The following is a 13,001-nucleotide window of genomic DNA, read 5'->3' as shown; positions in this document are numbered from 1 at the left end:
GACGGCAGCCACCAGGCTCGCCGGGCGCTGCGAGACCGGCGAATGGAGCACCTATAGAACGTACGGCAGTCAATCCGGTGACGTGATCGAAGAAGATGGGCCTCAACCAGGGCGAGATCGTGTCGGGCGAGACGCGGACCCTGTACATCTCCGGGCAGACGGCGATGAACGCGGACGGCCGGGCCGAGCACGAGTGCTTCTATGTTCTACGCAAGCCCAATGACACCCGTCCTTCCTCTGCCGAACCCCGTCAGTAATTCCGGCCCCTCAGATTTGCGGTCACCCCACCGATGACTCACACCCCGTCTCGGCTCGTCCAAACGTCGATTTCGTCAGCGGTGAATGCCGAAGTTGGCCACACTGGGCCCGATGTGGTCCCCGATGTACGAGTTCGTCGACGAATGGACGCTGCCACTGTTGCCCGAGTCGGGATTGGGTGCGCCAACTCAGATGGTCGATGCGTGTTTCGCGGTGGGATCCGACCTACGGTGGCGTCGACACGGCGCGAACTTGGATATCGACCGTCTTCAGTGGACTATCTCCGTACTCGAAACGGGCGACATTCACCTCGGCGTGCATAGCGACGGTCCGCGGCCCCGCGCACGTGTCAGGGCCAATAGCAACGACGACAGGACAGTGGGGGTCACGGTCGGCGCCGGCCTGCACATGGATCAGTCGCTAGCCGACGCGACAGTCCTCGTAGCGGACATCGTGCAGACCAAACTCGCCGGATACCCACCCTGGATTCAGTGGCCAATCGAGGAGAAGCGGCTGCTGTTGCCGACAATCGTCGATGGCGAGGCGATGTGGCGAGACCCTCGCACAGACCGGTCCGTAGCCTCGATCGGCCTGCTCGCCGATTGAGATGCTGCAGCTCAAAGAGGTGTTACAGGCGACAAAGGCCAATCTGAACGCCTTTGTCGGTCTGGCGTCGACGCCGTTCGATGTGGGTCGCTACTCGGTTTCGGCGTGCACGAGCTCGACCATCGACGCATGCCAGCAGAACTCGTACCCGTCGTCCGCTTCACCGATTTGATACTTGGTCGGGCCGCTCGGGTGAATGCTGAACACACCCGGATGGGTCGTTTCGTCCCGGGTCACTCGTTGGACGATCCCTCCCCGTCGCTCGACGAGACGCACATTTCCGGTGGGTGTCGTGCGGTACTCGGTCCACAGGTAATGGTCCCAGACAAGGCAGCCCGTCAACATCGTGACGCCGGTGGGGCCACCGCCTTTACCCAGCAGAGTGGTGAATCCGTTGCCGAGGTGCGCGATGCGTTCGGTGTACCCGTCCATGTGCACTTCCTCGACCGTTACTGGTGTTTCTGTGACGACTTCGGGAGGTAGATCCATCTCCTCGGGTGAAGCCCAATAGGTGGTGGGGCTGAAGACGTCACGTGGTTCTGGAGCGTTCGGCCACCATTCGAGGTCTTCGAGCATCCACAGGACCGTCATTCCCTCAGTGTCCCGCACGACGTTCCTTCGGTGAGACCGCCACGTTGCCACGATCGCGCCGATCCGATCCGTGCCGATTGCGACTGAAGCTGACGCGATGACTGCTTCCGGGCCCCCATCGTTCTCACGGCGCAGCGACGTCAACGGACCTGTCGTCGCGATCGTGGCAGTCCTCGGCACGATCGCCCTCGGATTCTTCACCGCCTTCTGGGCGGGAAGGTTCGCACCAGACCCGGCAGCGGGACGGGGTACGCCGTGCCCTCCAGTCTTCAGCGCGACGTCGACCCCCCCCTCCCCGCCGACCCGCTACTGGGTCATCTGGGCCGCTCCGCCGCTGACCGTGGCGCTACTCAGCGGCGCAGCCATGACGATCGCGGGACGCACACGCTGGTTCGCCCTCCTCGGGACGCTGATGTTCGTCGTCGGGTTTCTCCCGTTCGCCCTCATGATGGTGTTGTTCGACCTCGGGGGTTTCTCGCCGGGCTGAGGCCGTTGGCTCTAGGAGCCCGCCGCCCTCACGCTGCGAGGCCCGTGTCCACGCTGACGGGTGGTCGATACCTCGATCGGTAACAGCACGTCAGGGAGCGTTCGTGCAGCGTCGGCGATGACATAGGCGTCGCGGGCGTCGGTCTTGGCGTTGTCGGTCGCGTCATCGTCACCCGTCACCCAGGTTGTGCAGACCCGTTCGTCGCGCTCGGCCATGCCTCTTTCAGCGGTGATCCGACGCCTTCTCCCGCCGGCGGCGACGCTCGCAAAGACGTGGGAAACGTCAGGGGACCTCGAAGCCATACCGGCGGGAGACGGCCAGGGCACCAGGGTGGGTGGTCTGGTCGAAGAAGATAACGGGGGACATGGCGGCTCAGCTCTCCCTGACTGTGGCGAACCTCGAGGCCGTGCTCGTCGACGCCGGCATGTCACTGGCGAACCTGGTCCGCCTCAACGTCTACACCACCGACGTCGACGCACTGTTTCCGCAGTACGGCGTGCTGGCCGGCAGGCTCGCGGCGGCGGGGGTCGCCCCGACGACCACGATGCTCGGCGTCACCCGTCTGGCGATCCCCGGCCAGATGGTCGAGCTCGACGGGACCGCCGTCGCATGACGCTCCCTACCGTGGCGGCCCCGAACGGCGTGTCTACGTGGCGTCGGGGTCGATCGGGGGTCGCTCGTTCCGGGCCACGGTGCCGGAGGACTCCTTCGACAGCGACGGGCGCGACGACGAGGACGGAGACTGCGAACCGGCGGCGGCCGCACCCCCGGCGGGCTTGTCGAAGTTGCCCGTGAAGATGGAGTCGTCGCCGTCGAGCAGATGCTTGGTGACCACGGCGCGCGGGGTCATCTTGCGCAGTTGGTTGAGGTCCGCGAGTGGCTTCCGCAGATCGTCGAAATCGGTCCCCAGCTCGTCCTTCAGCTGGGCACTGGCGCCGGACGCGTAGTCGCGCACCTGGCGCAGGGACTTGGTGACCCAGGTGACGGCGCCGGGCAGACGCTCGGGTCCGAGGATGACGAGTGCGGCGATGAGAAGGACGAGCATCTCGCCCCAACCGATGTTCGCGAACACCGCTACAGCCTACGGGGCCGGGGCACGATCATGCGTCCGGCGTGGGCGTGACGGTGATGTCCACGGTGCGGCCCGATCGCACCACCTGCACCGAGATGGCCTGACCGATCTGCTGCTCCTGCACGGCGACCACCAACTCGTCGGCGCCCGACACGGTGCGGTCACCCACCCGCACGATCACGTCGCCCTCGACGATGCCCGCCTGCTGGGCAGGACCGCCCGCCGTCACGTTGGCCACTCGGGCGCCGCTGAGGGCGTCGTTGACCACGGTGCGGGCAGTGACGCCGATGTCCGGGTGAATCATCGATCCGGTGCGGATGAGGGACTGCACCACCTCGGTGACGTCGTCGATCGGGATGGCGAACCCCAGGCCGACGGATCCGCCGCTCTCGCTGCGGATGGCGGAGTTGATGCCGATGACCCGGCCTTCCGCGTCGATGAGCGGACCGCCGGAGTTGCCCGGGTTGATCGCGGCGTCGGTCTGGACGGCGTCGATGACCGCATCGGTGTCGGTCCCCTCCCCCGACAGCCGCACCGGGCGGTCGAGAGCACTGACGATGCCGCGGGTGACGGTCTTGCTCAGGCCCAACGGCGAACCGACGGCCACGACGTCGTCGCCCACCGCGACGTCCTCGGACCGACCGAGCTGCGCGACCGTGAGGCCGGTCGCGTCCGTGGAGAGCACGGCCAGGTCGGTCTTGACGTCCCGGCCGACGATGCGCGCCGGCACCTTGGTGCCGTCGGAGAACGTGACCGACAGCGTGGCGTCCGGGTTGGTGGCGGCCATGGAGATCACGTGATTGTTGGTGACGATGTAGCCGGCGCCGTCGACGACGACTCCCGACCCCGTTCCGGCGTTCTCGCCGAACGTCTCCTGCACCGACACCACCGACGGCAGCACGGCCTCGGCGACCCGCGCGACCTGGCCGGGTGGCAGATCGCTGCCCTCCTGGGCGAGCGTGACGCGGGAGCTGGTCAACGATCCACCGAGATCCGCCGCGATGCTGCCGACCACCCCACCGAGCAGGCCGACGACCAGGGCGACCGCCGCGAGAGTGGCGAGGGCGCGGGCGCCGACGCGGCGGCCGAACAGCACCTCACGGACGCCGAGCTTGTCGCCCGGCGCCGCGGGTGCGGGCTCGGGGGGCGCGGCGGCCGGAGCCACCGCGGTGACCGCCGCCGCGGGGTCCCGCCACGGGTCGACGGGAGCGGGCACCTCCTCCACGGCGCCGTCCTCGGGCTCGCGCACCAACGATTCGGTGACGCCCGGCGGACGGCCGAAGGCCTCGGCCAGCATCGGGTCCGGCGGCGGTGACGACGGGACGTACTCGGTCGCCCGGTCCGTCGGCGGCGGGAACGATCGCTCCACCCCGTCCGGGCGCCCGAACGCGCGGGAGGTGTGGGGATCGACGACGGGTCGATAGAGGGGACGCGGCGGCAGACGACGTTCGGTGTCGTCGCCGTCGTACTGCTCGTCTCGGTCGGGTGCAGCGGTTCCGTCGGGCTCCACTCGCGCAGGCTACCGTCGCCGGAATCGGCCGGAGAGACCGGAGGCGATGCCGCCTCGGAACGTCGGCAACGCGCCGGGCCGTCCCTCGCCGGCAGCGTCGCAGTGCCGATCGGGAATCTGGTGCAGCAGACCCATGAGCGACGTCGGCATGGTCACCTGTTCGGAGGACCGCAACGCGATGCGGGCCTGCTGCTGGGCGTCGACCTCGGCCGCGCACTCGGGGCATTCGGACACGTGATGCGCGGCGCGCAGATACGCGTTCATCCGCAACTCACCGTCGACGTAGGCGGCCACGGCCTCGCTGGCGAGGTGCTCGGTGGGATTGAACTGCCGACGCGCGCGTGTCATGGTTCTCCTCCACTGCAGTGTGCCGATCGGGGTCCCGGTGTGTCGTCGCGATGAACCGCTCGCCACGATACCGATCGGTTGCCCAACGGGCGACGATCGCGATCAGTTCCCGCGGGACCCGGCGCGTGCGCCTGCCTCGGTGCGTGTGGCGGCGAGGTGGTCGCGCAACGCCTGACGACCGCGGTGGATACGGCTGCGGACCGTGCCGAGCTTGACGCCCAGGGTGGCGCCGATCTCCTCGTAGGACAGGCCCTCGATGTCGCACAGCACGATCGCCGCGCGGAACTCCGGGGCCAGCGAGTCGAGCGCGGCCTGCAGGTCGGGGTCGAGCCGCGCGTCGTGGTAGATCTGCTCCGGATCCGGTCGGTCGGAGGGCACCCGGTCGTAGTCCTCCGGCAGCGCCTCCATGCGGATGCGGCTGCGGCGACGAACCATGTCCAGGAAGAGGTTGGTGGTGATGCGGTGCAGCCACCCCTCGAACGTGCCGGGCTGGTAGCTCTGCAGCGACCGGAAGACGCGGATGAAGGTGTCCTGCGTGAGGTCCTCGGCGTCCTGCGCGTTGCCGGACAACCGGTAGGCCAGGCGGTAGACCCGATCGCCGTGCTCGCGCACCAGGTCGTCCCAGGACGGCATGGACGTGGCGTCACCGGTCGCGTCGAAGACGGCGGTGCCGGACAGTGCGGGCTCGGCGGCGTGTTCGCGTGCAATCGGGTTCATGTGATCCTCTGGGTCCTCCTGGTCGGGGGATCGACGATCGGCCGCCGGCTCTCGGCAGTGATTCGGTGATCGAGACAACCCGGACTGGTGTCCGATTGTTCCGATACCCGATCTCGCCGGAGTCGAAGCCCGATGCGTGCGTTCCGCGAACGTAGAAGAAGCATGACCGCCGCGGGTGTGCGGGCCGTGTGAGAAACCTGAGTGCGCCCTGAGAGTCCGGGCGGGTTCGATAGGGTCTGCCCTGTGACTGTCGACGCCGCGACGATGCTGCACTACACCGAGACCTCCGTCGTCGAGGACGACGTCCTCGTGGCCGCGCGGGAGCGGGCCGACGATCTGGGTGCGGCCCCGGTTCCGCCGTCGGTCGGCGCGGCGCTGAGCATGATCGCGCAGCTCTCCGGCGCACGCACCGTCGTGGAGGTCGGCACCGGCGCCGGCGTCAGCGGACTGTGGTTGCTCGACGGCATGCGTCCCGACGGCGTCCTCACCACCATCGACAGCGAACCCGAGCACCAGCGGGCGGCGCGGGAGTCGTTCCGCGCGGGCGGCGTCGCGCCGTCGCGCACCCGGCTCATCAACGGTCGCGCGATGGACGTCCTCCCCCGGCTGGCCGACGCGTCCTACGACCTCGTCTTCGTCGACGCGACCCCGCGGGACCACGTCGGCATCGTCACCGAGGGCGTGCGCATGTTGCGTCCCGGCGGGGCGCTGATCCTGCACAACGCCCTGCTCGGCGGGCGGGTCGCGGACCCGTCGGCGCGAGACGACGCCACGGTCGCCGTGCGCGCCGCCGCGCGGGCGGTGGCCGAGAACGAGGCGCTCACCGCCGTCGTCCTCCCCCTCGGCGACGGCCTGCTCTGCGCGTCGCGCCTGCCCGACTGACCGCCGGGTCTAGATCCAGACGCCCTTGCCGACGGCGACGACGCCGCCGGCGGAGACGGTGAAGCGCTCCGCGTCGCGATCGCGGTCCACCCCGATGATCTCGCCCGGGTTGACCACCACGTTCTTGTCCAGAATCGCGTTGCGCACCACCGCGTTCCGCCCGATGCGGACACCCGGCATGATGACGCTGCCCTCGACCGTGGCCCCGGCGTCGATCATGACCGAGGAACTCAGCACGGAGTTGCGGACCGTCGCGGCGGACAGGATGCTGCCGGCGCCGACGATCGACTCCTGCGCCAGACCGCCCTGGACGAACTTGGCGGGCGGGAGGTTCTCGGCCGTCCCGCGGATGGGCCACCGCTTGTTGTAGAGGTTGAACACGGGGTGCACGGACACCAGGTCCATGTGCGCGTCGTAGAAGGCGTCGATGGTGCCGACGTCGCGCCAGTAGCCCTTGTCGCGCTCCGTCGCGCCGGGCACGACGTTGTCCTTGAAGTCGTACACCGACGCCATCCCGGCCGCGACCAACGCGGGAATGATGTCGCCGCCCATGTCGTGGTCGGAGTCGGTGTTCTCCGCGTCGGCCTTGATGGCGTCCACGAGGACCTTGGTGGTGAAGACGTAGTTGCCCATCGAAGCGAACGTGCTGTCCGGATCGTCCGGCGTCCCCGGCGGGTCCGCCGGCTTCTCGAGGAACTCGGTGATGTTGCCGGCGGCGTCGGCGTCGATGCAGCCGAAAGCGGTTGCCTCACTGCGCGGTACGCGAATGCCCGCCACGGTGACCCCGGCCCCGGAATCGATGTGCTGCTGCACCATCTGCTCCGGGTCCATGCGATACACGTGGTCGGCGCCGAAGACCACGATGTACTCGGGATCCTCGTCGTAGACCAGGTTAAGCGACTGGAAGATCGCGTCGGCGCTGCCGGTGTACCAGCGCGGTCCGAGGCGCTGCTGCGCCGGCACCGGGGTGATGTACTCGCCGCCGAATCCCGACAGACGCCAGGTCTGCGAGATGTGCCGGTCCAGCGAATGGGACTTGTACTGCGTCAACACGCACAGGCGCAGGTACCCGGCGTTGACCAGGTTGCTCAGCACGAAGTCGATGAGGCGATAGGCACCGCCGAACGGCACCGCGGGTTTGGCCCGGTCCGCCGTCATGGGGAAGAGCCGTTTGCCTTCGCCGCCGGCGAGCACGATTCCGAGTACATGCGGCTGGGTCCTCACGAGTACCAACCTATCGGGTTGTGACGGGTCAGCGCCGGATATGGAACGAATGGACGCGGACGCGTTACGTTTCTCTCATGCGCGTCGCGATGATGACCAAGGAATACCCTCCGGAGATCTACGGTGGCGCGGGCGTTCACGTCACGCAACTGGTCGACCGCCTGCGGGCGCTCTGCGAGGTCGACGTCCACTGCACGGGTGCGCCGCGGGACACCGCGATCGTGCACTCCCCCGATCCGGCGCTCGCGGACGCCAACCCGGCGCTCACGACCCTGTCGAGCGGACTGCGCATGGCCGCGGCCGCCGCCGACGCGGACGTCGCGCATTCGCACACCTGGTACACCGGGCTCGCCGGTCACCTCGCGGCGGAACTGCACGGCATCCCCCACGTGCTCACCGCGCACTCGCTCGAACCCCGACGCCCCTGGAAGGCCGAGCAGCTCGGCGGCGGCTACCGGGTCTCGTCGTGGTCCGAACGCAACGCCGTCGAGTACGCCGACGCCGTCATCGCGGTCAGCGACGGCATGAAGGCCGACGTCCTGGACTGCTATCCCCGACTGGACCCCGCTCGAATCCACGTGGTGCGCAACGGTATCGACACCGCCGTGTGGCATCCCGGCCCCGCCGACGCGAACGACGAGCCCGCCCTGACGGCCATCGGGGTGCGCACCGACCGCCCCATCGTCGCCTTCGTCGGTCGCATCACCCGGCAGAAGGGCGTCGGGCATCTGGTGGCCGCGGCCCACGCCTTCGATCCGTCGATCCAGCTCGTCCTGTGCGCCGGCGCACCCGACACCCCGGAGATCGCCGTCGAGACCGAGCGCGCGGTCGCGGAGCTGTCGGAGAAGCGCGGCAACGTGTTCTGGGTGCGCGAGATGCTTCCCACCGAGCAGATCCGCCAGATCCTCACCGCCGCATCGGTGTTCGTGTGTCCCTCGGTGTACGAGCCGTTGGGGATCGTCAACCTCGAGGCGATGGCGTGCGAGACGGCCGTCGTCGCGTCGGATGTCGGCGGTATCCCCGAGGTGGTCGCCGACGGCCGCACCGGCACCCTGGTGCACTACGACGCCGCGGACACCGGTGCCTTCGAGGCCGACCTCGCGGCGGCGGTCAACGCGTTGGTGGCCGACGAGGATCGCACCCGGGCGTTCGGGGTGGCGGGCCGCGACCGGGCCGTCGCCGAGTTCGCGTGGGAGTCGATCGCAGAGCAGACCATGGAGGTCTACACGGCTGCGGGCCGGTAGACCGAGACGGTGACGGCCACGGTGACCTCGATCGGGGTCGGGAGGGCCGTCACGCGGGCCGCCAACTCGGCGGGGGTGACGTGGCGTGCCGACGGCCCCATGCCCACCACGGCCGCGACGTCGTCGGGGCCGAGCGTCATGGTGTATCCGACCGCGCGACGATCGGTCCGCTCGAAGGTCCCCGCGAGGGAGTCGCCGAGCCGGCGGGTCTTGTGCTCGTCCACCCGCACCAGGTCCAACGACGTCACCAACTCCTGCAGGTGACGGTCGGTGGGCGTGACCACCACCAGGCGACCGGTCGGCGCGAGGACGCGGGCGAGTTCGGGAACGTTGCGCGGTGAGAACACCGACAGCGCGGTGTCGATCGTCCCGGTGCGGACGGGCAGGGCGGTCCAGACGTCCGCGACGACGGCCGCGGCCCTCGGGTGCGCTCGCGCCGCACGGCGGGCGGCCGCCTTGGACACGTCGACGCCGATCCCCACCGCGTCGCCGCCCACTGTGTCCAGCACGCGCGCCAGGTAGTGGCCGGTGCCGACCCCGACGTCGAGCACGTGCGGCCCGTCGGCGACGTCCGCGACGGCGTCCATCACCGGGTCGTACCGGCCCGAGGCCAGGAAGTCCGCTCGGGCGGCCACCATCTCGGCGCTGTCGCCGGTGAACTTTCCCCCGCCGCCGGAGAGCAGGCTGACGTAGCCGTGGCGGGCGACGTCGAAGGTGTGCCCGCTCTCGCAGAGCAGCGTGGGCGGGTCGGCGTCGAGCCCCGCGCCGCAGTGCGGGCACGCCAGCAACGTCACGGCCTCGTCGATCATCGTCCCCACCCTCTCACCTCTCGCCGGGTCGCGGCCCGAGAACCCGCGCACGACGACGGCCCCGTCGGATTCTCCGACGGGGCCGCGCGCGAGTGCATTCTGCGTGTCAGCCGGTGACGCCCTTGAGCTCGTCGCCCAGTGCGGCCGCCTCGTCGGGAGTGAGCTCGACGACCAGGCGTCCTCCGCCCTCGAGTGGAACCCGCATGACGATTCCTCGTCCTTCCTTGGTCGCCTCGAGCGGACCGTCCCCGGTCCGGGGCTTCATGGCCGCCATCCTCTGCTCCCTCCAGATCTGCGCCGACCTGCTCCGCGCATGGAACCTTCACTTCGCGCTCCGCCGGGGTCCGACGGAACTCGTGATCCATATTCTTCCCTATCGCACCGAACGACGGGGAACGGACACCCCTCGAGTGCCTGCGCACAGGCTTACCGGCCCGGCGGGACCCAACAGTTCCGCAGGTGGTCGTCCACCATCCCGGTCGCCTGCATCAACGCGTACGCCGTCGTCGGGCCGACGAAGCGCAGGCCGCGTCGTTTGAGCTCGGCTGCCATGGCCGTCGACTCCGCGGTCACGGCGGGGACGTCCTCGGCGGTGGCGGGTCGCGGGCGCGGCGGCGGTGCGAACGACCACAGCAGGGCGTCGAGGTCGATGTCGCCCGACACGACGAGACGCGCGTTGGCCACGGTCGCGAGGATCTTGGCGCGATTGCGGACGATGCCCGCGTCGCCGAGAAGGCGGTCGACGTCGTCGTCGGTGAAGCGCGCGATCGCCGCGGGGTCGAAGCCCGCGAAGGCGGCGCGGAAGGCATCGCGCTTGCGCAGCACCGTGATCCACGACAGTCCGGACTGGAACGCCTCGAGGCTCACCCGCTCGAACAACGCGCGGGTGCCGTGCACCTCGCGACCCCACTCCTCGTCGTGATAGCGCGCGTACAGGGCGTCGACGGACGGGTCCGGCGCCCAGGAGCAGCGGACGCGACCGTCGGACTGAGCCGCGGTGTGCGTCACGAGTCGGCGCCCGGGTGCACGCGCTGGGGCGTCTCCTCTCGGCCCGTGTCCTCTCGGCCCGTCTCCTCCCGCCCGGCCAACTGCGCACGGAGTCCGTCGATCTCGGCGGCCAGCCGGTCCAGGGCCCAGTCGACCTCGCCGCAGTCGTAGCCGCGCGGCCGCAGGCGGAACCGCAGCGCCCGCACGTCGCGCCCGGTGACGCCGTGAGCGGGCAGTGCCGTGGCGGTGGTCTCGGGTGGGAGCGGTTCCATCTCCTCGCCGCGGCCGAACACCACCGAGGCGATCAGGAACAGCACGACGGCCACCACCGCGATCGCGACGACGTACAGCAGGATCGTCAGCATGGCGCCGATCCTGTCACGGCGGACGCGGTCGATGCCGACCCGGCAGAGCCGGTGGGGGTCACCGCGTGCGGTCGGCCCACGGCCGGACCGTGCGCATCGGCGGTCGGTCGACGAGGGAGACGTCGGTGACGGACGCGACGAAATCGCGGCCCTCCGGGCGGAACTGGGTGAGACCGGCGCCGGAGTCGGCGATGCCCGAGCGGCCGAGCATCGTGCCGACGATCTGGCGGCTCATCGCGCCCAACTGGTCGAGGGGGCGGTTCCGATGGCGCCGTACCCCGAGATTCACCTGACCGATCGCGCCCGGTCCGTAGCGGTCGTAGGTGTCCATCAGCAAGCCGATCTCCACGCCGTACCCCGGCGCGAACGGCACGGCCGTCAGGAGTTCGCGGGTGCCGGCGTACTCGCCCCCGAGCGGCTGCACGATGCCGCCGAGCTCCGGGCGCAACGCCGCGAGCAGCGGGCGAGCCACCAGCTCGGTGACGCGTCCACCGCCGTGGTCGTCGGACGAGCCGGCGAGCGGACGACGGTAGAACCCCTTCACCAGGTGCAGACCGTCGCGCGTGAGCAGCGGGCCGAGCAACTTGGGGACGAAGCCGGGGTCCGGGTCCACCAGGTCGGCGTCGACGAACACGACCACGTCGCCCGTGGTGGCGGCGAGCGACCGCCACAGCACCTCGCCCTTGCCGGGCGCGGTCGCGACCTCGGGGACCGCCTCCTCCCGCGTGACGACGTCCGCACCGGCGGCGCGGGCACGCGCGGCGGTGGCGTCGGTGGAGCCGGAGTCCAGGACCACCAACTCGTCCACCAGTCCGCCGAGCAGCGGGGAAATCGACGAGACGACAGCACCGACCGTCGCCTCCTCGTCGAGCGCCGGCAGCACCACCGAGACGGTGCGGTCACCCTTCGCCGCGACGAGTTCCGCGACGGTCCACTGCGGATCGGACCACGTGGTGTCGGCGTCGGCCAGGGCGGGAGCGGCCGACGAGGTCACGCCAGACCTCGCACCGTGCGCGCCGGCGGGCGGGTGCCCGCGACGGCCGCCACCATGTCGACGACGCGCCGGGTGGGTCCAACCTCGTGGACCCGGAACATGCGCGCTCCGCGCGCGGCGGTGAGTGCTGTCGCGGCCAAGGTTCCCTCCAAGCGTTCGGCGAGTCCGACTCCCAGAGTCTCCCCCACGAAATCCTTGTTGCTCAGCGCCATCAGGACCGGCCATCCGCTGTTGACCAGACTGTCGACGTGCCGTAACAACGCGAGCCCGTGGTGGGTGTTCTTGCCGAAGTCGTGCGTCGGGTCCACCAGGATGCCGTCCTCGCGCACGCCGGCCGCAGCGGCGGCCTCGGCCGCGCGCGTCACCTCGGTCACCACGTCGGCCACCACGTCGGCATACCGCACCCGGTGCGGGCGGGTGCGCGGCACCGCACCGCCGGTGTGCGAGCACACGATGCCCGCGCCCACGTGCGCGGCCACGCCGACCAGGTCGGGATCGGCTCCCGCCCAGGTGTCGTTGATCAGATCGGCGCCCTCGGCGCAGGCGCGTCGGGCCACCTCGGCACGCCAGGTGTCGACGCTGATCACCACGTCCGGGTACGCGGACCGGATGGCCGCGACGAAGGGCACGACCCGCCGGGTCTCCTCCTCGACGTCCACGGTGGCACCGGGACCGGCCTTGACGCCGCCGATGTCCAGGACGTCGGCGCCCTCGTCCACGGCGCGATGCACCGCGGCCATGGCGGCGTCGTCCGAGAACGTCGCTCCGCGGTCGTAGAAGCTGTCCGGGGTGCGGTTGACGATCGCCATCACCAACGCGCGGTCGGTCGCGACGGGTCGGCCGCAGAGAGTCGGGAACGGGTGCACCCGACCATCTTGCCTTCCCGCCGCGCCGGGCCCGGTCGGCC

General features: G+C 70.1%; 17 protein-coding genes and 1 pseudogene. 5 read left to right on the top strand and 13 right to left on the bottom strand.

Features of this window, described 5'->3' with window-relative positions; all coding sequences use genetic code 11:
* Window positions 1-381: 381 nt before the first annotated feature.
* Window positions 382-864, top strand: a complete 483-nt coding sequence (locus HQ603_RS02770; protein ID WP_222682805.1) for a hypothetical protein — start codon at window positions 382-384, stop codon at window positions 862-864.
* 90 nt (window positions 865-954) lie between these two features.
* On the opposite strand, the gene HQ603_RS02765 is transcribed toward HQ603_RS02770, so the two are convergent.
* On the bottom strand, window positions 955-1,455 hold the full coding sequence (locus tag HQ603_RS02765) for a hypothetical protein (RefSeq protein WP_222682804.1): 501 nt from the start codon (window positions 1,453-1,455) through the stop codon (window positions 955-957).
* A gap of 364 nt (window positions 1,456-1,819) precedes the next feature.
* Between HQ603_RS02765 and HQ603_RS18795 the strand changes: the two genes are divergently transcribed.
* The gene (locus tag HQ603_RS18795; protein WP_261773196.1) at window positions 1,820-1,942 is read left to right on the top strand and encodes a hypothetical protein; all 123 of its coding nucleotides are present in this window, start codon (window positions 1,820-1,822) and stop codon (window positions 1,940-1,942) included.
* Between the two features lie 11 nt (window positions 1,943-1,953).
* Here HQ603_RS18795 and HQ603_RS02760 read toward each other — a convergent pair whose 3' ends face one another.
* Window positions 1,954-2,157: an IS110 family transposase gene (locus HQ603_RS02760; RefSeq protein WP_222683310.1), complete on the bottom strand. Its 204-nt coding sequence runs from the start codon at window positions 2,155-2,157 to the stop codon at window positions 1,954-1,956.
* A 143-nt stretch (window positions 2,158-2,300) separates the two neighbouring features.
* On the opposite strand from HQ603_RS02760, the pseudogene HQ603_RS02755 reads away from it, so the two are divergent.
* Window positions 2,301-2,555: pseudogene (locus HQ603_RS02755) on the top strand (RidA family protein); the annotation flags it as partial.
* A 33-nt stretch (window positions 2,556-2,588) separates the two neighbouring features.
* On the opposite strand, the gene tatB reads toward HQ603_RS02755, so the two are convergent.
* From tatB to sigE, 4 genes are all read right to left on the bottom strand, one after another.
* A complete protein-coding gene (gene tatB / locus HQ603_RS02750; RefSeq protein ID WP_222682802.1) occupies window positions 2,589-3,014 on the bottom strand; it encodes a Sec-independent protein translocase protein TatB in 426 nt (141 codons plus the stop codon).
* A gap of 28 nt (window positions 3,015-3,042) precedes the next feature.
* Complete coding sequence (locus HQ603_RS02745) at window positions 3,043-4,524, bottom strand: S1C family serine protease (RefSeq protein WP_371830953.1); 1,482 nt, start codon at window positions 4,522-4,524, stop codon at window positions 3,043-3,045.
* 9 nt (window positions 4,525-4,533) lie between these two features.
* Window positions 4,534-4,872: a hypothetical protein gene (locus HQ603_RS02740; protein ID WP_308126329.1), complete on the bottom strand. Its 339-nt coding sequence runs from the start codon at window positions 4,870-4,872 to the stop codon at window positions 4,534-4,536.
* Window positions 4,873-4,974: 102 nt separating this feature from the next.
* The gene (gene sigE / locus HQ603_RS02735; RefSeq protein WP_222682801.1) at window positions 4,975-5,589 is read right to left on the bottom strand and encodes an RNA polymerase sigma factor SigE; all 615 of its coding nucleotides are present in this window, start codon (window positions 5,587-5,589) and stop codon (window positions 4,975-4,977) included.
* Window positions 5,590-5,853: 264 nt separating this feature from the next.
* Here sigE and HQ603_RS02730 point away from each other — a divergent pair, with 264 nt between their 5' ends.
* Entirely contained in the window at window positions 5,854-6,471 is a 618-nt protein-coding gene (locus HQ603_RS02730; RefSeq protein ID WP_222683227.1) for an O-methyltransferase, read from the top strand.
* 9 nt (window positions 6,472-6,480) lie between these two features.
* On the opposite strand, the gene glgC is transcribed toward HQ603_RS02730, so the two are convergent.
* The gene (gene glgC / locus HQ603_RS02725) at window positions 6,481-7,695 is read right to left on the bottom strand and encodes a glucose-1-phosphate adenylyltransferase (protein ID WP_222682800.1); all 1,215 of its coding nucleotides are present in this window, start codon (window positions 7,693-7,695) and stop codon (window positions 6,481-6,483) included.
* 77 nt (window positions 7,696-7,772) lie between these two features.
* Here glgC and glgA point away from each other — a divergent pair, with 77 nt between their 5' ends.
* Window positions 7,773-8,939, top strand: coding sequence for a glycogen synthase (gene glgA, locus HQ603_RS02720; protein ID WP_222682799.1), 1,167 nt, complete (start codon window positions 7,773-7,775; stop codon window positions 8,937-8,939).
* Here glgA and HQ603_RS02715 read toward each other — a convergent pair.
* The 6 genes from HQ603_RS02715 to folP form a co-directional block, all read right to left on the bottom strand.
* A complete protein-coding gene (locus HQ603_RS02715; RefSeq protein WP_222682798.1) occupies window positions 8,918-9,748 on the bottom strand; it encodes a methyltransferase domain-containing protein in 831 nt (276 codons plus the stop codon). The two genes, glgA and HQ603_RS02715, sit on opposite strands and share 22 nt — an antisense overlap.
* A gap of 106 nt (window positions 9,749-9,854) precedes the next feature.
* Entirely contained in the window at window positions 9,855-10,022 is a 168-nt protein-coding gene (locus HQ603_RS02710) for a DUF3117 domain-containing protein (RefSeq protein WP_008714277.1), read from the bottom strand.
* Window positions 10,023-10,174: 152 nt separating this feature from the next.
* Window positions 10,175-10,756, bottom strand: coding sequence for a DNA-3-methyladenine glycosylase I (locus tag HQ603_RS02705; protein WP_222682797.1), 582 nt, complete (start codon window positions 10,754-10,756; stop codon window positions 10,175-10,177).
* The gene (locus tag HQ603_RS02700; protein WP_222682796.1) at window positions 10,753-11,100 is read right to left on the bottom strand and encodes a DivIVA domain-containing protein; all 348 of its coding nucleotides are present in this window, start codon (window positions 11,098-11,100) and stop codon (window positions 10,753-10,755) included. The genes HQ603_RS02705 and HQ603_RS02700 overlap by 4 nt, the downstream gene beginning before the upstream one ends.
* A gap of 58 nt (window positions 11,101-11,158) precedes the next feature.
* The gene (locus HQ603_RS02695) at window positions 11,159-12,094 is read right to left on the bottom strand and encodes a glucosyl-3-phosphoglycerate synthase (protein WP_222682795.1); all 936 of its coding nucleotides are present in this window, start codon (window positions 12,092-12,094) and stop codon (window positions 11,159-11,161) included.
* On the bottom strand, window positions 12,091-12,903 hold the full coding sequence (gene folP / locus HQ603_RS02690) for a dihydropteroate synthase (protein ID WP_222683225.1): 813 nt from the start codon (window positions 12,901-12,903) through the stop codon (window positions 12,091-12,093). The genes HQ603_RS02695 and folP overlap by 4 nt, the downstream gene beginning before the upstream one ends.
* Between the last annotated feature and the right edge of the window lie 98 nt (window positions 12,904-13,001).

Source organism: Rhodococcoides corynebacterioides (assembly GCF_019834675.1).
Lineage (GTDB): Bacteria > Actinomycetota > Actinomycetes > Mycobacteriales > Mycobacteriaceae > Rhodococcoides > Rhodococcoides corynebacterioides_A.
Note: the sequence above shows the minus strand (reverse complement) of the source record. Positions and strands in the feature narration are given on the sequence as shown.